General features: G+C 64.3%; 21 protein-coding genes. 11 read left to right on the forward strand and 10 right to left on the reverse strand.

What is annotated here, in order from left to right; translation table 11 throughout:
• The first annotated feature begins 246 nt into the window (after positions 1–246).
• Genes F1735_RS11705 through F1735_RS11720 form a run of 4 tightly spaced genes read left to right on the forward strand, consistent with a single transcriptional unit; the run spans position 247 to position 4708 of the window.
• Positions 247–600 carry an ArsC family reductase gene (locus F1735_RS11705; protein WP_167237087.1) on the forward strand — a complete coding sequence of 118 codons (354 nt, stop codon included), beginning with the start codon at positions 247–249 and terminating at the stop codon, positions 598–600.
• Positions 601–607: 7 nt separating this feature from the next.
• On the forward strand, positions 608–1759 hold the full coding sequence (dapE, locus tag F1735_RS11710; protein WP_167237088.1) for a succinyl-diaminopimelate desuccinylase: 1152 nt from the start codon (positions 608–610) through the stop codon (positions 1757–1759).
• A 13-nt stretch (positions 1760–1772) separates the two neighbouring features.
• Positions 1773–2675 (forward strand): 50S ribosomal protein L3 N(5)-glutamine methyltransferase, encoded by a 903-nt coding sequence (gene prmB / locus F1735_RS11715; RefSeq protein ID WP_373888506.1) that lies wholly within the window; start codon positions 1773–1775, stop codon positions 2673–2675.
• 26 nt (positions 2676–2701) lie between these two features.
• A complete protein-coding gene (locus tag F1735_RS11720) occupies positions 2702–4708 on the forward strand; it encodes an ATP-binding cassette domain-containing protein (RefSeq protein WP_167237089.1) in 2007 nt (668 codons plus the stop codon).
• 77 nt (positions 4709–4785) lie between these two features.
• Here F1735_RS11720 and F1735_RS11725 read toward each other — a convergent pair whose 3' ends face one another.
• Positions 4786–5268, reverse strand: a complete 483-nt coding sequence (locus F1735_RS11725) for a chemotaxis protein CheW (protein WP_167237090.1) — start codon at positions 5266–5268, stop codon at positions 4786–4788.
• Between the two features lie 188 nt (positions 5269–5456).
• Between F1735_RS11725 and F1735_RS11730 the strand changes: the two genes are divergently transcribed.
• Entirely contained in the window at positions 5457–6527 is a 1071-nt protein-coding gene (locus tag F1735_RS11730) for an HDOD domain-containing protein (protein ID WP_167237091.1), read from the forward strand.
• Positions 6524–6922, forward strand: coding sequence for an alternative ribosome rescue aminoacyl-tRNA hydrolase ArfB (arfB, locus tag F1735_RS11735; RefSeq protein WP_167237092.1), 399 nt, complete (start codon positions 6524–6526; stop codon positions 6920–6922). The genes F1735_RS11730 and arfB overlap by 4 nt, the downstream gene beginning before the upstream one ends.
• A gap of 6 nt (positions 6923–6928) precedes the next feature.
• Here arfB and F1735_RS11740 read toward each other — a convergent pair whose 3' ends face one another.
• Positions 6929–8761 (reverse strand): flagellar assembly protein A, encoded by a 1833-nt coding sequence (locus F1735_RS11740; protein ID WP_167237093.1) that lies wholly within the window; start codon positions 8759–8761, stop codon positions 6929–6931.
• Positions 8762–9027: 266 nt separating this feature from the next.
• Positions 9028–9411: a hypothetical protein gene (locus F1735_RS36480; RefSeq protein ID WP_229505726.1), complete on the reverse strand. Its 384-nt coding sequence runs from the start codon at positions 9409–9411 to the stop codon at positions 9028–9030.
• Positions 9412–9682: 271 nt separating this feature from the next.
• On the opposite strand from F1735_RS36480, the gene ompR reads away from it, so the two are divergent.
• Both ompR and F1735_RS11755 read left to right on the forward strand, forming a co-directional pair.
• Positions 9683–10384: an osmolarity response regulator transcription factor OmpR gene (ompR, locus tag F1735_RS11750; protein ID WP_229423363.1), complete on the forward strand. Its 702-nt coding sequence runs from the start codon at positions 9683–9685 to the stop codon at positions 10382–10384.
• A gap of 38 nt (positions 10385–10422) precedes the next feature.
• Entirely contained in the window at positions 10423–11757 is a 1335-nt protein-coding gene (locus F1735_RS11755; protein ID WP_167237095.1) for a sensor histidine kinase, read from the forward strand.
• 8 nt (positions 11758–11765) lie between these two features.
• Here the strand turns inward: F1735_RS11755 and F1735_RS11760 are convergent, their stop codons facing one another.
• The 3 genes from F1735_RS11760 to F1735_RS11770 are packed head-to-tail and all read right to left on the reverse strand — an operon-like array spanning position 11766 to position 15207.
• Positions 11766–13211, reverse strand: a complete 1446-nt coding sequence (locus tag F1735_RS11760) for a flavin-containing monooxygenase (protein WP_167237096.1) — start codon at positions 13209–13211, stop codon at positions 11766–11768.
• Positions 13211–14659, reverse strand: coding sequence for a flavin-containing monooxygenase (locus F1735_RS11765; RefSeq protein ID WP_167237097.1), 1449 nt, complete (start codon positions 14657–14659; stop codon positions 13211–13213). Before F1735_RS11765 ends, F1735_RS11760 begins: the two co-directional genes overlap by 1 nt.
• Entirely contained in the window at positions 14656–15207 is a 552-nt protein-coding gene (locus tag F1735_RS11770) for a hypothetical protein (RefSeq protein WP_167237098.1), read from the reverse strand. The genes F1735_RS11765 and F1735_RS11770 overlap by 4 nt, the downstream gene beginning before the upstream one ends.
• 161 nt (positions 15208–15368) lie before the next feature.
• Between F1735_RS11770 and F1735_RS11775 the strand changes: the two genes are divergently transcribed.
• Positions 15369–15737 (forward strand): YXWGXW repeat-containing protein, encoded by a 369-nt coding sequence (locus F1735_RS11775; RefSeq protein ID WP_167237099.1) that lies wholly within the window; start codon positions 15369–15371, stop codon positions 15735–15737.
• A 63-nt stretch (positions 15738–15800) separates the two neighbouring features.
• Here the strand turns inward: F1735_RS11775 and F1735_RS11780 are convergent, their stop codons facing one another.
• Both F1735_RS11780 and F1735_RS11785 read right to left on the reverse strand, forming a co-directional pair.
• Complete coding sequence (locus tag F1735_RS11780; RefSeq protein ID WP_167237100.1) at positions 15801–16148, reverse strand: hypothetical protein; 348 nt, start codon at positions 16146–16148, stop codon at positions 15801–15803.
• 126 nt (positions 16149–16274) lie between these two features.
• Positions 16275–16586, reverse strand: a complete 312-nt coding sequence (locus F1735_RS11785; RefSeq protein ID WP_167237101.1) for a thioredoxin family protein — start codon at positions 16584–16586, stop codon at positions 16275–16277.
• A 138-nt stretch (positions 16587–16724) separates the two neighbouring features.
• On the opposite strand from F1735_RS11785, the gene F1735_RS11790 reads away from it, so the two are divergent.
• Positions 16725–17513: an MBL fold metallo-hydrolase gene (locus F1735_RS11790; RefSeq protein ID WP_167237102.1), complete on the forward strand. Its 789-nt coding sequence runs from the start codon at positions 16725–16727 to the stop codon at positions 17511–17513.
• On the opposite strand, the gene F1735_RS11795 is transcribed toward F1735_RS11790, so the two are convergent.
• Positions 17503–18447: a LysR family transcriptional regulator gene (locus F1735_RS11795; RefSeq protein WP_167237103.1), complete on the reverse strand. Its 945-nt coding sequence runs from the start codon at positions 18445–18447 to the stop codon at positions 17503–17505. The genes F1735_RS11790 and F1735_RS11795 overlap by 11 nt on opposite strands.
• Before the next feature lie 160 nt (positions 18448–18607).
• On the opposite strand from F1735_RS11795, the gene F1735_RS11800 reads away from it, so the two are divergent.
• On the forward strand, positions 18608–19813 hold the full coding sequence (locus F1735_RS11800; RefSeq protein ID WP_167237104.1) for an MFS transporter: 1206 nt from the start codon (positions 18608–18610) through the stop codon (positions 19811–19813).
• A gap of 117 nt (positions 19814–19930) precedes the next feature.
• Here F1735_RS11800 and F1735_RS11805 read toward each other — a convergent pair whose 3' ends face one another.
• Complete coding sequence (locus F1735_RS11805; protein WP_167237105.1) at positions 19931–20641, reverse strand: glutathione S-transferase; 711 nt, start codon at positions 20639–20641, stop codon at positions 19931–19933.
• Positions 20642–20765: the final 124 nt, after the last annotated feature.

Here is a 20765-nt window from a genome sequence, read left to right on the forward strand (position 1 = left end):
GCGACATCGGTCCGTGTGTCATTCTCGCGTCCAAATATCAAGAGTAAACGCCTTTCTCGGCGAGTTTACAAGCAATATTTACAATCTTTGCTCACCGCGACGTCCCAGCCTTCATGCAATCGCCCTATCTTCTCCCCGGCCACCGCGCTACCAGCGGTGCGCCTGTGGTATCCTCCCGGGTTCCCCAAGAATACTCAGGCAACCACGCCCGCATGCCGGGCCGGACCGCCACGCTCCTGATCGACCATGAAAAAAACCCTGTACGGCATTCCCAACTGCGACACCGTCAAAAAAGCCCGCACCTGGCTGGCGGAGCACGAGCAGCCATTCGACTTCCACGACTTCAAGAAGCAGGGGCTCGAGCGCGCCACCGTGGCCGCCTGGCTCGAAGAACTGGACTGGGAAGTGCTGGTCAACCGCAAGGGCACGACCTGGCGCAAGCTGCCCGACGAGCGCCGTGCGGCCATCGTCGACAAAGCCAGCGCGCTCGAACTGATGCTCGAACAGCCATCCATCGTCAAGCGCCCGGTGCTGGCCGGCGCCGGCAAGCTGTCGGTCGGCTTTTCGGATGCGCAGTACCGCCAGATCTTCTCACTTTAAGACGCCAATGACCTTTTCCCGTACCCTCGCGTTGACCGAAAAACTGATCGCGCTGTCCTCGATCACACCCGACGACAAAGGCTGCCAGCAGCACCTGATCGACCTGCTTTCGCCGCTCGGCTTCGTGTGCGAGACCATCGAATCGAACGGCGTGACCAATCTGTGGGCGCGCAAGGGCGCCGCCTCGCCGGTGTTCGTGTTCGCCGGCCACACCGACGTGGTGCCGACCGGCCCGGTCGAACAATGGCAGTCGCAGCCCTTCATTCCCACCCAGCGCGACGGCAAGCTGTATGGACGCGGCGCGGCCGACATGAAGACCTCGATCGCGGCCATGGTCGTGGCGTGCGAAGAATTCATCGCCGCACACCCCGGTCACACCGGCTCGATCGCCTTTTTGATCACCAGCGACGAAGAAGGCCCGGCCACCGACGGCACCGTGGTGGTCTGCCGCCTGCTGGAAGAGCGCGGCGAAAAGATCGATTACTGCCTGGTGGGCGAGCCGACATCGGCGTCCACCCTGGGCGACATGATCAAGAATGGCCGGCGCGGTTCGCTGTCGGGCAAATTGTCCATCCGCGGTATCCAGGGCCACATCGCCTACCCGCAGTTGGCGCGTAATCCCATTCACCAGAGTGCGCCGGCATTGGCCGAACTGGCCGCCGAGCAGTGGGATGCGGGCAACGAATACTACCTGCCGACCTCCTGGCAGATGTCGAACATCCACGCCGGCACGGGCGCCAACAACGTGATCCCGGGCGAGGTGACGATCGACTTCAACTTCCGCTTTTCGACCGCCAGCACGGCGGATGGACTGAAAGCGCGCGTGCATGCGATCCTCGACAAGCATGGCCTGGAATACGACCTGGCGTGGACCTTGTCCGGCCTGCCCTTCCTGACTCCGCGCGGCACTTTGTCGGATGCGCTGTCGAACGCCATTTTGTCGGAGACTGGCGTGACGACCGAATTATCGACCACGGGCGGGACCTCGGACGGGCGCTTCATCGCCCGCATCTGCCCGCAGGTGATAGAATTCGGCCCTCCGAATGCCAGCATCCACAAGATCGACGAGCACATCGACGTGCGCTTCATCGATCCGCTCAAGAATATCTATCGCCGCACGCTCGAGCACCTGCTGGCGCCTGCGCCGCACAACACATGACCCGAGAACAGCCATGACGACTACCCTGTTTACATCGACTTTTACCACGCCGCGCGACCTGCTGCGCTATGCAATCACCCGTTTCAACGGCGCCAAGCTGTTTTTCGGCCACGGCAGCGCCGAAGCGCTGGACGAAGCGGCTTACCTGATCCTGCACACACTCAAGCTCCCGCTCGACAAGCTCGATCCCTTCCTCGACGCCCGCCTGTTGCCGGACGAAGTGCTGCAGGTGCTGGCCGTGATCGAACGGCGCGTCAAGGAACGCGTGCCGGCCGCCTACATCACCAACGAAGCGTGGCTGGGCACCTATGCCTTCTACGTCGACGAGCGCGTGATCGTGCCGCGTTCCTTCATCCATGAACTGATCCCGCACCAGTTCAGCCCCTGGGTGGAAGATCCGTACGCGGTCGAGAACATCCTCGAATTATGCACCGGGTCGGGCTGCCTGGCGATCATGATGGCCGACGCCTTCCCCGACAGCGTGGTCGATGCGGTCGACATTTCGACCGACGCGCTGGCCGTCGCCGAACGCAATATCCGCGAATACAAGCTCGAAGGCCGGGTCAACCCGATCGCCTCGGACCTGTACCAGAATGTCCCGTTCAAAAAATATGACCTGATCATCTCGAACCCGCCGTACGTCAATTCGGCGTCGATGGCGTCGCTGCCGCCGGAGTACCTGCGCGAGCCGCAGATTGCGCTCGACGGCGGCGCCGACGGCATGGACCTGGTGCGCAAGATCGTCGCCGGGGCCGCCGAACGCCTGACGCCGAACGGCATCCTGATGGTCGAAATCGGCAACGAGCGCGACTACGCGGAAGCGGCCTTCGGCCACCTCGGCCTGACCTGGGTGACCACCAGCGCCGGCGACGACATGGTTTTCCTGCTCACCGCAGAGCAGTTGCAAGCACAGTAATCCTCACTCATTACAAAAAGTAGAACATGATCCGTTTCCTGAACGTTAGCCTGATGCGCGGCACCAAGCCGCTGCTGGAAGGCGTCGACCTTACCCTTAACCCGGGCGATAAAATCGGCCTGATCGGCGCCAATGGGGCCGGCAAATCGAGCCTGTTCGGCATGCTGCGCGGCGAACTGCACCCGGACCAGGGCGAGATCGATTTCCCCGCCAAATGGCGCATGGCTTACGTGGCCCAGGAAACGCCGCCGCTCGAACGCGCGGCGCTCGACTACGCGATCGACGGCGACGTCCACCTGCGCAAACTCGAAGCGGAACTGGCGCGCCTGGAATCGGAACCGGAATCGACCGAGAACGGCATCGCCATCGGCGAGATCTACAGCGCGCTGGCCGACGCCGACGCCTACACGGTGCAGTCGCGCGGCGAACAGCTGTTGCTGGGCCTTGGCTTTTCGCTGTCGCAGATGCAGATGCCGATCGTCAGCTTCTCGGGCGGCTGGCGCATGCGCCTGAACCTGGCGCAGGCGCTGATGTGCCCTTCCGACCTGTTGCTGCTCGATGAACCGACCAATCACCTGGATCTGGACGCGATCATCTGGCTGGAAGACTGGCTCAAACGCTATGCCGGCACCCTGATCATCATTTCGCACGATCGCGACTTCCTCGACGAGATCGTCAACGTCATCGTGCATATCGACGAGCGCAGGCTGAAACGCTACTCGGGCAACTACTCCGGTTTCGAACGCCAGCGCGCGGCCCAGATGATCCTGGCCGCCGGCGCACTGGCCAAGCAGCAGCGCCAGCGTGCCCACCTCGAGTCGTTCGTGAACCGCTTCAAGGCGCAAGCCTCGAAAGCGCGCCAGGCCCAGAGCCGCATGAAGGCGCTCGAAAAGATGGAAGAACTGGCGCCCTTGCGCGCCGCCGCCGAATTCTCGTTCGAGTTCCGCGAGCCGCTGGCCGCGCCGAATCCACTGCTGGTGATGGAAGACGTGGACGCCGGCTACCATATCCTCGACGAGCATGGCGACAAGGTCGGCGACAAGGTGATCGTATCGGGCATCAAGTTCTCGCTCCAGATCGGCCAGCGCATTGGCCTGCTGGGTGTGAACGGCGCCGGCAAATCGACCCTGATCAAGACCATCGCCGGCGAACTGATGCCGCTCACGGGCGACGCCACGCTCGGCAAGGGCCTGTCGATCGGTTACTTCGCCCAGCACCAGGTGGAAATGCTGCGCCATGACGAGTCGCCGCTGTGGCACTTGTCCAAAATCGCGCCGACGGTGCGCGAACAGGAACTGCGCAACTTCCTGGGCGGCTTTAACTTCCCGGGCAATATGGTCACCAGCCCGATCCGCCCGTTTTCCGGCGGCGAAAAGGCGCGCCTGGCACTGGCGCTGATCGTCTGGCAGCGCCCCAACCTGCTGCTGCTCGATGAACCGACCAATCACCTGGATCTGGAAACGCGCGAAGCGCTGACCATGGCGCTGGCGCAGTTCGAAGGCACCCTGGTCGTGGTATCGCACGATCGCCATCTGCTGCGCGCGACCACCGACCAGTTCATCATCGTCGCCGACGGCAGGCTGCAGCCGTTCGACGGCGACCTGGACGACTACAAGGACTGGCTGTTCCAGACCAAGCTTGGCAAGGGCACCACCGTGCTGCCGGCGGCGGGCAAGGATAACAAGACGGCGTTCCCGGTGGCGGCGGCGGTTGCGGCGCCGAGCGCGCCGGTGGTCGACAAGAAGGACCAGAAGGAGCAGAAGCGCCAGGACGCGGAACAGCGCCAGCGCACGGCGGCGCTGCGCAAGCCGATCGAAGGCAAGATCAAGCGCCTGGAAGAGCAGATCGCCAAGCGCAACGAGCAAAAGACCGACGTCGACGCCAAGCTCGGCGAAGCGAGCATCTATGAGGCGGCCAACAAGGCCAAACTGAAAACGCTGCTGGCGGACCAGTCGTTCTACAAGAAGGACCTGGCGCAGCTGGAAGCGGAGTGGATGGAGTTGCAGGAGCAGTTGGAAGGGTTGGCGGCGTAACCCTTACCGCAGCGCGCACTACACCCCGTCGCCCCCGCGCAGGCGGGGGCGACGGTTTTGAGGGTAACGACAGCGCCTTACGCAGCCTGCTGCGTCACCGTCTCGCGCCGGATCGACATCAGCTTGTCGATATCGACCAGGATCAAACGCCGCCCGTCGGTTTCGCCCAGTCCCATCAGATAATCGCAGCCGTTCTCGCGGGTCATGCCGGGAATCGGCGTGATCTGGTCCGGATACAGGCGCACCACGTCGGTCACCCCGTCCACCAGCATCCCCATCACGCAGCTCGACAGTTGCAGGATGATCACGTCGGTCATCGGGCCGGGCGAGGCGGCGCGCTCGTTGAACGCCACCCGCATGTCCACCAGCGGCATGATCACGCCGCGCGACACCGCCACGCCCTTGACGATCGCCCCTTCCGAGGCGAAACGCTCGAGCGACTGGAAGGTAAGCAATTCTTTCACCTTGCAAAAATCCACCCCGTATTCCATGCCACCTAGCTGAAAGCTCAGGAACTCCCTCTTGCCGGCGGGGGCAGACTGCGTTGAAATCGTGTGCATGGTGGTCCTTTCGTCTCTGCGGGGCTGCGGCAAGGTCGCGAAACCCCATCGTAATGCGCGTGTGCAAGCGTCTCGTTGAGCGCGATCAAGGTTTGGGCCAGTCTGGCCGCGCTTGCAAAGCAACGGGAAGTCTTTACAATGGGGCGGCAATATTCCACGGGGATCATTGCGAACTTGAAGGACGGACAATGTATCAATGGGTGAAGCGACTTTTTTCTGCTTCCGAGCCGGCGCCCGACGCGCCCGGCGCGGCGCAGGCCAGCCAGGCGTCAGCCGTCGCAGCGACTGGCGGCGCGCCACCCGGATCGGCGGCCCAGTTATCGTTCGAGCAGCGCGACGGCGTCAATGGCAGCTATTTCAACTGGCTGTTCGAGAATGCCGACGTTACTGGCCTGGACACCACGCCGCACGAAAACCAGGTGCTCGACGCGCTCACGGCCATCCTGGCGTCGCAGCAATCCGGCGCGGCGCTGGTGCGGCGCCTTCCCGGCCTGCTGCCGCAACTGCTGCAAAGCCTGCGCAGCGATAACTTCTCGGGCGCGCAGCTCTCGCGCACCATCTCCAACGACGTGGTGCTGGTGGCGGCCGTGATCCGCATGGCCAATACCTCGTTCAAGGGCAGCGGCACCACGATTGCCAGCGTCGAACACGCGGTCATGCTGATCGGCCAGGAAGGCTTGCGCCACCTGATCACCAGCGTCGCCTTCCGCCCCATCATCGACCTCAATTCGGGCCAGTACACACGCTTGCTGGCGCCGCGCATCTGGGACCAGTCCGAGCGCTGCGCGGTGGCCAACCGCATGCTGGCCGAAGGCATGGGCGTCGATCCCTTCGAAGCCTTCCTCGCCGGGCTGGTACAGAACGTGGGCTTGATCGTCACCCTGCGCATCATGGACCAGATGAGCCGCGCAGAGAAAGAACTGGGCTCGGAGATGTTCTGCGCGCGCCTGGTGCGCGACGCCCGCATCCTGAGCTGCAGCATCGGGCGCGAATGGAATTTCCCGGAGAACGTGGTCAGCGCCATCGGCGAGCAGGCCGGCATGCGCAAGGGCGTGCCGGTGTCGCCGCTGGGACGCTTGCTGACCCAGTCCGATTACCTGAGCAAGGTGCGCATCCTGGTCGATAACGAACGCCTGGGGCAGGACGATCCGGTGCTGTTCAAGGGACTGTCGGCGCAGGCGATGGCGTGTTACCGCGCGCTCGACGCGATCGAAGACGATGTCGTGGCGACGCCGGCGGCTGCGGCGCCGGCGCCGTGAACGCAACGATCGATCCGGGCGAGGTGGCGTTTTCCGCCATCCGCGCCCAGGGGCCTGGCGGCCAGAATGTGAACAAGGTCTCGTGCGCGGTGCATGTGCGCTTCGACGTGGGCGCGTCGTCGCTGCCCGAGGCGATCAAGGAGCGGCTGCTGGCCCTGTCGGACCAGCGCATCACCCAGGCCGGCGTGGTGGTGCTCAAGGCGCAGCAGTCGCGCAGCCTGGAACAGAACAAGGAAGATGCGCTGCGCAGGTTGCAGGAGCTGGTCGACAGCGTGGCGGTGCTGCCCACGATACGGCGTGCGACCAAGCCGACCAGGGGCTCGCAGCGCCGCCGGCTCGATTCGAAGACCAAAAGCGGGCAGACCAAGGCGATGCGGGGGAAAGTCAGCGAGTAGCGCGTCTCACGCCCCGCTATTCCAATCGACCGCGCCCTCGTCCCCCGCAAAAATCACCTCCCCCTCGGCGCGCGTGGTGCGCAGTTTGAGCTTGATGTCCTTGGCCGGCAAGTCGTAGATGCTGGCGCCGTCCGGGTTGTAAGTCATCCCCCGCACCACCGTCTCGCCCTCGATCCGCTTGACCGTCACCGAACTGAGCCCGGCGCTGTCGTCGCGCTGGCGCACCAGTTCCGCCACCAGCGCGGCCCCGGCCTGCTGCTCCGTTTCGGCCGCCTTCACGTCCAGCGACACCCTGGCGATCGCCTTCAAGGCCGGCCCCGCCGCCAACGCCATCTTCTGGAACATCGGCACCTGCTCCTCGGTCAAGATCAACTCCTTCTTGCGCACCTTGGAGGCCAGCATGACGTACTTGCGCACTTCCGGCTCATTGGTCATCGCGTCCATCTCGGCCTTGCGCCGCAGCGCCAGCGCGGCGAACTGCGCGACCCGCGCCGTCATCGTCTCGATCACCTCGTCCAGGCGCGCGCTGTCGGGTTGCAGCGCGAAGATGTTCATCTCGCTCTGCCGGCGCGGCCCGGCGCTGTTGACCGTCACCGTGCGCGCCGCGATGGCGCAGCCCTCGGCCTGGCTGATCGTCACGTCCTCGCCCATGATCTCGCAGTTCACCGCGTGCATGATGGTCACGCGCGTGCCGGAAATGACGCAGCTCTCGGCGCGGTTGAGCACCACCTCGCCGGCGCTGGCCTGGATCACCGAGCCCGACGCCACGCCCTTGACGCGGATATCGCCGCGCGCGTTATGCGCCGTGCCGCCCACCAGGTTGCGGTTCAACAGCACCGTGCCGCCGCGCGAGATGATGTTCCCGAACACGTCGGCGTGAATCGTGATGCCCTCGCCTTCAACCACGCGCTTTTCCTGCACTTCGCCGAATTCTTCGAAGTCGCCGCTCAGTTTCAGGTTGCCGGTGGTGCGCGCGCTCACGCCATCGCGGCTGATGATCTTGTCGCCCACCGAAATCTGGCCGCTCTTGCTGTCCACATTCAAAAAACCGGTGTGCTGCGCGATCAGGAATTCGCCCTCGCCCGTGACCTCGACCACCGTCCCCGGTCCGGCCATGGGCGTGACTTCGGCATCCTTCGGCACGGGCGGTTCGATCCGCAATCCGGACAACTCGAAGCCCGGCTTGCCCGCCACGCGCGGCACCTTCTTGAGCAGCCGCACCCCCTTCTCGACCTGGGGAAAGCGGTTCTGGAAGGCCATCAGATCGAGCTTGCCGTTGGCCAGTTGCAGCGGCGCGTCGCTGCGATGCAGGTCGCTGGTCACTTCGATCACATGCGCGTCGCGCCCCGCCCGTGCTTCGAGCAGCCTGGCCACCACCACGCGCTCGGACTTGCCGCCGTCGATGGCCAGGCGCACCGCCTCGACATCGATCCCGAAACGGATTCCCTTGCCCCACATGTCGGCGATGAATTCGTCCACATCGAGCCGCTCGAGGTTGCCCGGACCATCCGGGTCGGCGGGGTCGGCCACGTACACCGGCTCGAAAAAATACTCGGCCTTGCCGCGGTTGATCTTGACCGACTTGTAGAGCGGGCGCCGCAGCGGGCTGAAAGGCCGGATGGCCGAGGCCAGGCGGATGATCACGTGGCCATCGGCCGATTTGGGCAAGGGCGGGCCGGCCCCGTAGACGGCCTTGATCAGCAAGGGATAGTCGAGATCGACCAGGTAACTGGTGGCGAAGATGCGGTCGATGGCGGCGCCGAAGGTCGTGCCGAGCACGCTCGGGTCGCCGTACACGCCGTCGTGACGCTCGATGATGCAGTGATCCAGCTCGGGCATTGCAGCGCCCGGGCCGGCGGCCGGACGGGGCGAACTTGCGCCAGAAAATTCAATCGACAAGACGGCACTCCATTTGATGCAAGCTTATACACCTGGCAAGTGTATTTCGCTACTGGTAAGTTTTTTCTAGCGTAACAGCTTGTCTCAAGCAAATATACAAGTGAATGCGCGAAACTCAGCAAATGTAACAATCCGGGGAATGGGGAGTGCGAAGGGGGAGGCAGGTGCGCGAAGGCGCCGGGCGCCGTGGCGCGCCCGGGAGAAGGTCAGCGGCGCGGCGCGTTCTTGTAGATGTCGACGCCGGCTTCGTTGATCTGGCGCCGCAGGTCGCGCCGCTCGTCGGCCGTCATGCGGCTGCCACGCCGGGCGGCGTCGGCATTCTGGGCGTTCTGGTCCTGCTGGGCCTGCAACTGGCGGCGCTGGTCGTCGGCGCGCGCTTCGAACTGGCGCTGGGTATCCTGGCGCTGCTGCTGGGCGCGCTGCGCGTCGGCCATGCGCTGGGCATCGCGTTCCTTGTCGCCGGGGTTGGCCTGGGCCACGGACAAGCCGGCGCAAGCGAACAGGCAGCACACAGCAACGCGACGCACGAACGCATGCCTGCAACGATCTGCGAGGGTGGCTGTCTTGGTTTCGATGTGCGCGTTATTCATGATGATCCTCTTCCGCAGTGCCTGATAAACATATAAGCTTGACCTGCTACTGGACTCAGTGTATGACCATTTGCATCTGAGCATAAGCCGAATTGGGTAAAGTTTGTAACAGTATGTAATGACCTTCGCGCATCGTGTTCTATCGGGCGATATGACGTTACCATAGCGACATGAATCTGACAAATCTGACAGCCAAATGAACACACCAGCCTCCCCTACCTCAGGCAACAATACAACGCAGGCGAACGCCAATGGTCACGCCGCCAAGATTATGGTAGTCGACGACGACGTGCGCCTGCGCGATTTGCTGCGCCGCTATCTTACCGAACAGGGCTTTTCGGTGGTCACCGCCGAGAGCGCGCCCGCCATGAACAAGCTGTGGCTGCGCGAGCGCTACGACCTGCTGGTGCTCGACCTGATGCTGCCAGGCGAAGACGGCCTGTCGATCTGCCGCCGCCTGCGCGGCGCGGGCGACCAGACCCCGATCATCATGCTCACCGCAAAAGGCGAAGACGTGGACCGCATCGTCGGCCTCGAAATGGGCGCCGACGACTACCTGCCCAAGCCCTTCAATCCGCGCGAACTGGTGGCCCGTATCGGCGCCGTCCTGCGCCGCAAGGGCCCGGACGAGATTCCGGGCGCGCCATCCGAAACGCCGCAATCCTTCGAGTTCGGCCAGTTCGTGCTGGACCTGGGCACGCGCACGCTGAAGAAAAATGGCGAGACGGTGCCGCTGACGACCGGCGAATTCTCGGTGCTCAAGGTGTTCGCACGCCATGCGCGCCAGCCGCTCTCGCGCGAAAAACTCATGGAACTGGCGCGCGGGCGCGAATACGAAGTATTCGACCGCAGCCTGGACGTGCAGATTTCGCGCCTGCGCAAGCTGATCGAGCCCGATCCCTCGTCCCCGCTGTATATCCAGACCGTGTGGGGCCTGGGCTATGTGTTCATTCCTGAAGGCCAGCCACGCTAGTGTTCGCACGCGATTCAAGCACGCCTCACGGCACGCAAATGAGCTGGCTCAGGAGCGGCCTGTTCTGGCGCACCTTCCTCTTGCTCAGCATCCTGACCACGCTGTCCATGGCCTCGTGGATCGGGATGATCAGCGCCGTGCAGCGCGGTCCGCAGGTCGAACAGACGGCCGACCTGGTCATTTCGGTGGTGACCATCACCAAAGCCGCCCTGACCCACTCCGCGCCCGAACTGCGGCGCGAACTGCTGTTCGAATTGGTCAGCAACGAAGGTATCCGCATCTTTACGCTGGAAAGTTCCGACGCGGTCGATCCGCCGCCGGACAGCACCCTGATGCCGGAAATCGAAGCCATCATCAAGTCCAAGCTGGGCGCCGACACGCGTTTTTCGAGCCGCGTGAACGGCACCGCCGGCTTCTGGATCAGTTTCAAGATCGACGACGACAGTTACTGGCTGATGCTCGAGCGCGAACGCCTGGAAGGCTTGACCGGCGTGCAGTGGCTCGGCTGGGCCACGGTGGTCGGCGCCTTGTCGGTGGTCGGCGCGGCGCTCATTTCGAGCCTGGTCAACCTGCCGCTGGCGCGCCTGACCGCCGCCGCGCGCGCCATCGCGCAGGGCAAAAAACCGGACCGGCTGCCCGAAAAAGGATCGAAAGAGATCATCGAAGCCAATCGCAGCTTCAACCAGATGGTGGAAGACTTGCAGCAGGTCGAATCGGATCGCGCCGTCATCCTGGCCGGCATTTCGCACGACCTGCGCACGCCGCTCACGCGCATGCAGCTCGAGCTGGAAATGGCCAAGCTCAGTAACGAAGCGCGCGAAGGCATGCAGTCCGATATCGAGCAGATGGACGCCATCATCGGCCAGTTCCTCGACTACGCCAAGCCGACCGAGGCGGCCACGTTCGTTCCGGTCGATATCGGCGAACTGCTGCAGGACACCGCGCGCGAAGCGGAGCGCATGCTCGACATCCATGTCACGACCCACATCGAAGAAGGCGTACACGTGATGGGCAACGCCACCGACCTGCGGCGCGTCTTCAACAACCTGGTGGAGAACGCGCGCCGCTACGGCAAGACGCCGGGCAGCGACTTTACCGAACTCGATATTTCGTGCCGCATCAAGCCGCACGGCCTGGGCAAACGCGTGGTGATCGAAGTGCAGGACCACGGCCAGGGCGTGCCGGACGATCATATCGAACTGCTGCTCAAGCCGTTCACGCGCATGGACAGCGCGCGCGGACAGGCCAACGGCGCCGGGCTCGGACTGGCGATCGTGGAACGGGTGGTCTTGCGCCACAACGCCGAACTGCAGGTCAGCAACCGCGACGGCGGCGGCCTGCGCATCGCGCTGGTGATGGCGCTGGCGAGCTGACGCCGCGATCAGCGCAGGGTGTAGTTCTCGCTGTCGAAACGGCGCGTGGCCCAGCGGTAGGAAAAGGTAAACCCCGGCCAGATGGCGTAATTGCGGCCCTTCCCATCAAGGTACCAGTTCTTGCAGCCGCTGCTCCACACACCGCCGCGCAGCTTGCGTTGCAAGTTGTCGTTCCAGGCGCGCTGGACTTCCTCCTTCACATCGACCGACAGCAGCTTGCGCGCGCGGATGGTCTTGATGGCGGCCAGCGCATAGTGTACGCCGGCCTCGATCATGTAGATCATCGAGTTGTGGCCCAGGCCCGTGTTCGGCCCGACGATCGTGAAATAGTTCGGGAAGCCCGCCACCGTGCAGCCCTTGTAGGCTTCCAGGCTGTCGGCGAACATGCGCTTGCCGCCGCGCCCGCGCACGTCGAGCGCGTGGAGCACGCGCTCGACTTCGAACCCGGTCGCGAAGATGATCACGTCCACCGCTCGTTCGGCGCCGTCGGCGCTGGCGATGGCGTTGGCGCTTACCCGGCTGATGCTGTTTGTGATCAGCTTGACGTTGGGGCGGGCCAGGGCCGGATAAAAATCGTTCGCCATCAGCACCCGCTTGCAGCCCATCTTGTAGCCGGGCGTGAGCTGGCGCCGCAGCAGCGGATCGTCAACCTGGCGTTCCAGATGACGGCGCGCCACCCACTGCGGCAGCGCCAAGAGGCGCGAGGTGGTCAGGAACAGTGGCGCGCGCGATTCGTACAGCAGGTAGTTCAGGGCGCGGTAGGCGAGCCGCAGCGGCGCCACGCGCGCCAGCAAGGAGCGCTCGCGCGGGCCGATCATGCGGTCGGGACGCGGCATGATCCATTGCGCCGTGCGCTGATACACATCGAGCTGCGCGACCAGCGGCGCAATCTGCGCAATGAACTGGACTGCGCTGGCGCCGTTGCCGATGACGGCCACGCGCTTGCCGCGCAGCTCGACCGCGTGGTCCCAGCGGCTCGAGTGAAAGGCGGGGCCGGCAAAGTCGGCCAGTCCCGGCAAGGCCGGAATGGATGCGCGGCTCAGGGCGCCGGGCGCGCTGATGACCGACCTGGCGGTGAGCGTGCCGGCGCCGGTGCGCACCAGCCAGTAGCCGCCCTCCTCGTCGAATTGCGCGCCTTCGCAGGCGCAGCCCAGGCGCAGGTGCGGCGCCAGGCCGAAGTCGCGCACCAGCGAGCGGGTGTAGGCCAGCAGTTCGTCCCGCCCCGCGAAACGGCGCGTCCAGCGCGCATTCGGCGCGAACGAGAACGAATACAGATGGCTGGGAATGTCAACCGCGCAGCCGGGATAGGTGTTCACCCACCAAGTGCCGCCGAAGTCCTTGTCTTTTTCGAGGATGATGAAATTGTCGATGCCGGCCTGTTTGAGCCGCACGCCGGCGCACAAGCCGCCGAAGCCGCTGCCGATGACGATGACCTCGAAATCGGGCACGGGCATCAGGTGCGCACCACGTAGTTGCCGATGTCGAAGCGGCGCGTGGCCCAGCGATAGGTGAAGGTAAAGCCCGGCCAGGCCGCGTAATTGCGCCCGCGCGCATCGAGGTACCAGCTTTTGCAGCCGCTGTTCCAGATCGTGCCGCGCAGCTTGCCGTGTACCCTGGCGACGAAGTCGCGCTGCACCTGCGCCTTGACGTCGACCGAGTGCAGGCCCTGCGCGTGGATCGCCTTGATGGCCTCGACCACATAATTGACGCTCGACTCGATCATGTAGATCATCGAATTGTGACCAAGCCCGCTATTCGGACCGGTGACCGTAAAGTAGTTCGGAAAGCCGGCCACGGCGCAGCCCTTGTAGCAATCCTGGTCATGCTCGAACAGGCGCTTGCCGCCCCGTCCGCGCACGTCGATGGCGCCCGGCGCGTGCCCCACATGAAAGCCGGTCGCGTAGATCAGCACATCGACCGCCCGCTCGCCGCCGTCGGCGCAAACGATGCTGTTGGCGTACACCTGCGCCACCGCGCCGGTGACCAGGCTGACGTTGGAACGCATGAGCGCCGGGTAGTAGTCGCTCATGACCAGCACCCGCTTGCAGCCCATGGTGTAGTCGGGCGTGAGCTGGCGCCGCAGCAACGGATCGGTCACCTGGCGATGCAGGTGGCGCAAGCCAACCGCCTGCGCGAGGCGGAACAGGCGCGGAAAAAACACGTACAGCGGCGCGTTGATCTCATACAGGGTGTAATTGAAGGCGCGGTACAGCAGGCGGATCGGCGCGAGCCTGGTCAACAGCGAGCGTTCGCGCGGGCCGATGGCGCGGTCGTGGCGCGGCACGATCCACTGCGCGGTGCGCTGGTAGACATCGAGCTGCGCGACGATGGGCGCAATCTGCGGGATGAACTGGATCGCGCTGGCGCCGTTGCCGATCACCGCCACGCGCTTGCCGCGCAGGTCCACGTCGTGGTTCCAGCGGCTCGAATGAAACGCCGCGCCGGTAAACGTGTCGATGCCGGGCAAGGCCGGAATCGCCGCCCGGTTCATCGCGCCCAGGGCCGACACCACGCACTTGGCGCTCAATGGCCCGGCGCTGGTGCGAACACGCCAGTAGCCGCCCTCCTCCTCGAACTGCGCGCCTTCGTAGGCGACACCGAGGCGCAGGTGCGGCCTGAGGCCGAAGTCGCGCACGATGGCGCGCGTGTAGTCGAGCAGTTCGGACTGGCTGGCCAGGCGGCGCGTCCAGTTCGGATTGGGCGCGAACGAGAACGAATACACGTGGCTGGGAATGTCGACCGCGCAGCCGGGATAGGTATTGACTTGCCAGGTGCCGCCGAACTCCCGGTCTTTTTCGAGGATGACAAAATTGTCGATGCCGGCCTGCTTGAGCTTGACGGCGGCGCACAGCCCACCGAAGCCGCTGCCGATGACGACCACATCGAACCGCGGCGCGGTCATCGGTTCGGCACGCGCGTTTGCAGCAGCTCGGCCCGAAAGCGCGGCTTGCCGTCGCGCTCCAGCACGTAACTGAGTTTGCTCCCGTCCGGCGAAACCGAGAGCGTCCAGACCTTGGTGGCGGCGGCGGGAATCAGGCGCGCCGTGTAGGCATCGGCGCGGAACCTCTGGGCGATGGCGCTGCCGTCGCTGCCGGCGGCGCCGCCGTACATGGTTTGCTCGTCCGGCGAGCCGTCGGCATGGCGGTGGTCGTGCTGCAAGGTCAGCCCGGACGGGGTGCGGGTGACGATCCAGGTACGCGAAGCGTCAGCCCCGACGACGAAGGGAATCCGGATCTCGCTGGCGTTGCAGGCGCTGACGGTGGCGACCAGCTTCTTGCCGGCGAAGGCTTCGCCGCCGTCGTCGGGCGCAAGCGAGGCGCCCTCGTACACGGCGCCGCAGAGCTTGCCGAGGTTGGCGAAAAAGGCGTCGCGCGCGTCACCGGCGGGGGCTGCGTGGCAGGGCAGCGCCAGCATGCCGGCCAGGACGATGGCAGTGGTGCGCAGGATCATGGAGCTCGCTCTCGGGTGGTGATAGTGGCAATGACGATAGGCGCGGGGCGCGCAAAAGTCAACGTTTTGCAAACGCAAGCCTATGAGCGATTGCGCACATACATGCATTTACGCACGGCGTATAAAGATCGGACACCATTCGTAACCAGGAGAAGACGATAATGAGAAAACTGTTAATTGCCGCCCTGATTGCCGGCTCGCTCGGCAGCATCGCCGCCCCCGCCATCTCGGCGGTGATCATCGTGCGCGAAGCGCCGCCGGAACCGCGTGCGGAACGCACACCGCCGCCACGGCGCGGTTATGTCTGGGCGCCGGGCCACTGGGACTGGCGCAACAATCATCACGTCTGGGTCCGTGGCGCGTGGATTCGCGACCGCAAGGGCTACCATTACACCGCACCGGCGTGGCAGGAACGTGATGGACGCTGGGAAATGCAGCGCGGTAACTGGGCGCGTGGACAGCGCGACAATGACGGCGACGGCGTGCCGAATCGTCGCGATGAGCGCCCGAACAATCCGAATCGCCAGTAATGGATGTGCCGCGCGGGGCACGACAGCCGCGCGCGGCGGCGCTGCCGGGTGACAAGGCCTGATTCAGGCCGGAGAAGCCTGTCCGCCGCATTGCATGACCAGATAGTCGCGCACCGCGCGCACATCGGTAAACGGCATTTCCCCGATCACCTGGCGGATATGCCGTAGCGCATCCCATAAGAATTCATAGTGACCCTCGTTCACCGGAACCAGGCTGTACACACCCGTGGTGGTGGTGAACAGGTGCCGCTCGTTGGGCACAAGGAAGGCCGGCATCAGCGGCGTGCCTTCGTCATCCCAGAAACGCCACAAAGTTGCCTCCACATCGACCGCGTCGCAATAGACGGACGCCGTCAGCGCGTCGGGAAAGACGAGCAGCGAACATTCTTCGGTATCGGCGGCAAAGATCATCTGGTCCTCGGGGGCGCGGGATGATGGATGCTTCTGCAGCACCCTTTCCTTAACCGTAACACATAAAACAACATTGTGCGCTTGGTCGATCCGCTAATGAAGCGCCCCCCTCGCCCGCGCAGACTTTCAGGCTTCGAGCGCCTTGCGCAGCTCGGCCACGACGTCCGGGCGCACCACGCGTGCGACTTCCTTGCCATCCTTGATGACCACTACTGTCGGCCACAGCTTCACCTTGAATGAGCGGCCCAGCTTGCGGCCACTGCCGTCCTCGACCTTGATATGACGCGCCTCGGGCATGGCCGCGAGCGCCTGTTCGATCAGCGGCGCCGCCGCGCGGCAATGGCCGCACCAGTCGGTGCCGAAATCGAGCACCAGCACGCCCGGCGTGGCATCGATCTCGCTGCGTTCCGGCTGTGCCGGTAAATACGGTGTGCTCATGCGGCTGCTCCTGATGTCGGTTGCATAAGCCTACCGCAAAACGACGCGCCGCACTACACGACTCACGAGTTTGAATTGGAAACATTGCCAAGAGCCAATTGAAGGTCTACAATAAACCCTTTCAGAGGTAGGGTTATCATGGCGATCGAACTGTTCAATAACGGCAAGCACATCTGCCTGATGTTCTCCGATCTGGTCGATGAAGGCGAAGCCTCGGTCCAATCGAACCAGTTTTTGATTGTCCAGGATGGCACCGGCATCTTGCTCGACCCGGGCGGTGTGTTGACCTACAACGAGCTGTACATGGAAATGAGCAAGTATTTCCCACCAAAACAGCTTCGTTATGTCTTCGCTTCGCACGCCGATCCCGACATCATCGCGTCGCTGCCGCGCTGGCTGGCCGGTTCGGATACCAAGCTGCTGATTTCGTCGATCTGGTCGCGTTTCGTGCCGCACTTTTGCGCGCAAGGCAAAACCGAAGGCCGCATCATCGCCATTCCCGACGAGGGCAGCCTGTTGCCGCTGGGCGAGACCGAATTCCAGATCCTGCCCGCGCATTTTTTGCATGCGGAAGGAAACTTCCAGTTTTACGACCCGGTCAGCCGCATTTTGTTCTCCGGGGACATGGGCGCATCGATGCTGCCGGACGGCCTGGCGATGGACCCGGTGCAAGACTTCGACAAACACCTGCCCTACATGCGCGGATTCCACGCGCGCTACATGGTGTCGAACAAAGTTTGCCGCTACTGGGTCGAGATGGTGCGCAAGCTCGATCCGGAATGGATGGTGCCGCAGCATGGCGCGCCGTTCAAGGGACGCGCGATGATCGGGCGCTTCCTCGACTGGATTGAAACGCTGCCTTGCGGTGTCGATCTGATGACCCAGGAAATGTATCAGGCGCCGCGCAAGATCAGCATCAGCCTTTAGTCCGCACACCGGCGCGCGGGCTGCTCGGCGTCAGCACCGTCGCGCCGAGCCGGTCCGCCAGGAAATCGACCAGCGCCGCCACCCGCGGCGCCAGCGCGCCTTGCTTGTAGAACACCGCCCATACCGGCTGCGACCAAGGCAGGGTCAGCGGGTCGAGCACGGGCGCCAGCCGGCCCGCCTCGACATCGGCGCGCGTCAGAAAATCCGCCAGGCAGGCGATGCCCGCCCCCGCCAGCGCCAGGTGGCGCAGGGTTTCCCCGCTCGAGGCCAGTACCGCCGGACTCACCGCCACCCCTTCGCTACCCGTGCCCCCGTCCTCTTCCGCCAGCGGCCAGGTGTTGAGCGAGGCCGGCGCGGTGAAGCCGAGCAAGCGATGGGCGCCCAATTCCCGCACCGTGGCAGGCGTGCCGTGGCGCGCAAGATAGGATGGCGCGGCCAGCAGCCGCAGCGCGCTGCTGGCGAGACGGCGCGCGTTGAGGCTGGAATCCGCCAGCTGGCCGATGCGAATGGCCACATCGGCCCGCTCTTCGATCAGGTCGACCAGGGTTTCGCCGCTGGTCAGTTCGAGCCGGATCAAGGGGTAGGCGTCGAGAAAGGCCGGCACCAAGGGCGCCACCAGATGATCGAGCGCGGGCGTGGCGGCGTTGACGCGCACCAGGCCGGATGGCTGGGAACGGCGCGCCGACACTTGTGCTTCGGTATCTTCCAGCTCGGCCAGGATGGTGCGCGCGCGGCCGAGCAGCCAGTCGCCCTCTTCGGTCAAGTCCTGGCGCCGGGTGGTGCGGTGCATCAGGGTCATGCCCAGCTGCGATTCGAGCCGGGCAATGGCGCGGCTGATGCCGGACGGCGTTTGCCCGAGCCGCTCGGCGGCGGCCGAAAATGAACCGGTATCGATGACTGCGGCAAACGCACTGAGCGCGTCGACGTCGATCATGTCTTTCTCCACAGTCAAAAAGCCATTGTACGGGAAGGCACAAGGTCGCCATGCGATTAGTGACTGCCAGTCAAAAGTATAGTGTGCTGCGGGGCATTTTTCTTCCTTGGCTTTGCGCGCAGACTGCATGTCATCGCAAACCGCCTCAACTGGAGAATCCATGCCACTCGCACTCTGGGCGCTGACACTCAGCGCTTTCGCCATCGGGACCACCGAATTCGTCATCGTCGGCCTCATTCCCACCATTGCCGCCAGCCTCGGCGTGTCGCTTCCCTCGGCTGGCCTGCTGGTGAGCCTGTACGCGCTTGGCGTGGCCATCGGCGCGCCGGTCCTGACCGCCCTGACCGGCCGCGTGCCGCGCAAGCATTTGCTGCTGGGTTTGATGGCACTGTTCACCGTCGGCAACCTGGTAGCCTGGATGGCGCCCGGCTACGACGCCCTGATGGCCGCGCGCGTCCTCACCGGCCTGGCGCACGGCGTGTTCTTTTCGATCGGCTCGACCATCGCCACCAGCCTGGTGAGCAAGGAAAAGGCCGCCAGCGCCATTGCGCTGATGTTTACCGGCTTGACCGTCGCGCTGGTCACAGGCGTGCCGCTGGGAACCTGGATCGGCCAGAGCTTCGGCTGGCAATCGACCTTTCTGGCGGTGTCCCTGCTGGGCGTGATCGCCTTTGTCGGCAGCTATTTCCTGGTACCGTCGAATATCGCCATGAGTCCACCGGCAAGCCTGCTGACGCAACTGGCCGTGCTCAGGAAACCGCGCCTGCTGCTGGTGTACGCCATGACCACCCTGGGCTACGGCGACACCTTCATCGCGTTCACCTATCTGGCGCCGATTTTGCAGGAAGTGTCCGGCTTTTCAGCAGCCAGCGTGAGCTTGGTGATGCTGGTGTACGGCGTGTCGCTTGCATTCGGCAATATCTGGGGTGGCAAACTGGCCGACAAGAAAGGCCCGATCAAGGCCTTGCAGATCGTCTTTGCGCTGCTGGCCGCCGTCTTGCTGCTGCTGACCTTTACCGCCTCGAACACGTGGCTGGCGCTGGGTACGGTGTTGTTGTGGGGCGCGGTAGCGTTTGGCAATGTGCCGGGGCTGCAAGTGTACGTGGTGCAGCGCGCCGAACGGGACGCGCCGCAGGCGGTCGACGTGGCGTCGGGGCTCAACATTGCCGCATTCAACGTCGGCATCGCACTCGGCGCCTGGGGCGGCGGGCTAATCGTGGCGCATGTGGGGCTGATGGCCACGCCGTGGATCGGCGCCATTGTCGTGGTCGGTGCGCTGGGACTGACCACGCTCGCAGGCTGGCTCGACCGTCGCGACGGACTGGTGCAGGTGGCGGGCACGAGCCGCGCAGTCGGGGCGCACTAAGCGAATCCCGAGCGCAATCCGCAATCCGCAGCCGGCAGCCATCGCCAGCAACCGTCAACCGCGTACAGTCAATGGCAAGCGGTCAGCGGTCAACGGTCAACGGTCAGAGGCTGGCCGTCAGCGGTCCAGCTCAGGATAATGCCGGAAAATTCCCTCTTCGTTGAACGCGATCCGGCGCTTCGACGCCAGGTAGGCGGCAATATTCGGCCGCTGCGCCACCTGGTCGTGCAACGCCACCAGCCCTGGATAGTCGCCTTCGAGCCGCTTCATCGCCTTGGGAAACGCATAGCGCAAACCCTCCATCACCTGGAACATCGATAAATCCGCGTACGACAGGCGCGTACCCACCAAAAAACCGCCGCGGCGCTTGGGCTGCCGCAGCACACCCTCAAAGTAAGACAAGAACTTGGGTATTCGGTTCCCTACAAAATCGGCGGCACGTCGTTTCGCTTCCTTTTTCTGGTCTTCGTAATACAGCGACACGCCCACGGGATGATGCGTGTCGTGCGCTTCGTTGACGAAGTCGGCAATCGTCAACTGCAACTGATGGGTCCACAGGCGGCCCGCTTCGGCCCGTGGCGCAAGGCCGTGGCGCGCGCCCAGATACAGCAGGATATTCGCCGTCTGGCCGATGGTCAGCGCGCCCGCCTTGAGAAACGGCGGCGCAAACGCCGGGGTCGCCTGCACGGCAAGCTCGGCCGCAACCTTGTCGGCGCCATTCTTCTGGCGCCCCACGTCCACATACGCCACGCCCGCCTCCTCCAGCGCCAGGCGAACGAATTCGCCGCGTCCCTGGATCGTCGGCCAGTAGTAAAGTTCATACGTCATCGCGTCTCCCATGCATGGATCAGTTGTGCGGCGATTATCGCCGATCCGCTTGAACGGGCAGCGCACGCCGTGCTAATCTGCCAATGCTGCCGATCCGGCAGCGCATGCTCCGACCTATATAAGG

It is taken from the genome of Massilia genomosp. 1 (assembly GCF_011682185.1).
Lineage (GTDB): Bacteria > Pseudomonadota > Gammaproteobacteria > Burkholderiales > Burkholderiaceae_D > Telluria_A > Telluria_A rubra.

Bases quoted from the DNA above. Each gene is read 5' to 3' on its own strand.
- ompR (WP_229423363.1), top strand. From the start codon at position 9,683: ATGGTAGTCGACGACGACGTGCGCCTGCGCGATTTGCTGCGCCGCTAT.
- dapE (WP_167237088.1), top strand. From the start codon at position 608: ATGACCTTTTCCCGTACCCTCGCGTTGACCGAAAAACTGATCGCGCTG.
- F1735_RS11725 (WP_167237090.1), bottom strand. From the start codon at position 5,268: ATGCACACGATTTCAACGCAGTCTGCCCCCGCCGGCAAGAGGGAGTTC.
- F1735_RS11740 (WP_167237093.1), bottom strand. From the start codon at position 8,761: ATGCCCGAGCTGGATCACTGCATCATCGAGCGTCACGACGGCGTGTAC.
- F1735_RS11785 (WP_167237101.1), bottom strand. From the start codon at position 16,586: ATGAGCACACCGTATTTACCGGCACAGCCGGAACGCAGCGAGATCGAT.
- F1735_RS11790 (WP_167237102.1), top strand. From the start codon at position 16,725: ATGGCGATCGAACTGTTCAATAACGGCAAGCACATCTGCCTGATGTTC.
- F1735_RS11720 (WP_167237089.1), top strand. From the start codon at position 2,702: ATGATCCGTTTCCTGAACGTTAGCCTGATGCGCGGCACCAAGCCGCTG.
- F1735_RS36480 (WP_229505726.1), bottom strand. From the start codon at position 9,411: ATGAATAACGCGCACATCGAAACCAAGACAGCCACCCTCGCAGATCGT.
- F1735_RS11760 (WP_167237096.1), bottom strand. From the start codon at position 13,211: ATGCCCGTGCCCGATTTCGAGGTCATCGTCATCGGCAGCGGCTTCGGC.
- F1735_RS11770 (WP_167237098.1), bottom strand. From the start codon at position 15,207: ATGATCCTGCGCACCACTGCCATCGTCCTGGCCGGCATGCTGGCGCTG.
- F1735_RS11795 (WP_167237103.1), bottom strand. From the start codon at position 18,447: ATGATCGACGTCGACGCGCTCAGTGCGTTTGCCGCAGTCATCGATACC.
- F1735_RS11765 (WP_167237097.1), bottom strand. From the start codon at position 14,659: ATGACCGCGCCGCGGTTCGATGTGGTCGTCATCGGCAGCGGCTTCGGT.
- F1735_RS11730 (WP_167237091.1), top strand. From the start codon at position 5,457: ATGTATCAATGGGTGAAGCGACTTTTTTCTGCTTCCGAGCCGGCGCCC.
- F1735_RS11705 (WP_167237087.1), top strand. From the start codon at position 247: ATGAAAAAAACCCTGTACGGCATTCCCAACTGCGACACCGTCAAAAAA.
- F1735_RS11800 (WP_167237104.1), top strand. From the start codon at position 18,608: ATGCCACTCGCACTCTGGGCGCTGACACTCAGCGCTTTCGCCATCGGG.
- F1735_RS11805 (WP_167237105.1), bottom strand. From the start codon at position 20,641: ATGACGTATGAACTTTACTACTGGCCGACGATCCAGGGACGCGGCGAA.
- prmB (WP_373888506.1), top strand. From the start codon at position 1,773: ATGACGACTACCCTGTTTACATCGACTTTTACCACGCCGCGCGACCTG.
- F1735_RS11780 (WP_167237100.1), bottom strand. From the start codon at position 16,148: ATGATCTTTGCCGCCGATACCGAAGAATGTTCGCTGCTCGTCTTTCCC.
- F1735_RS11775 (WP_167237099.1), top strand. From the start codon at position 15,369: ATGAGAAAACTGTTAATTGCCGCCCTGATTGCCGGCTCGCTCGGCAGC.
- F1735_RS11755 (WP_167237095.1), top strand. From the start codon at position 10,423: ATGAGCTGGCTCAGGAGCGGCCTGTTCTGGCGCACCTTCCTCTTGCTC.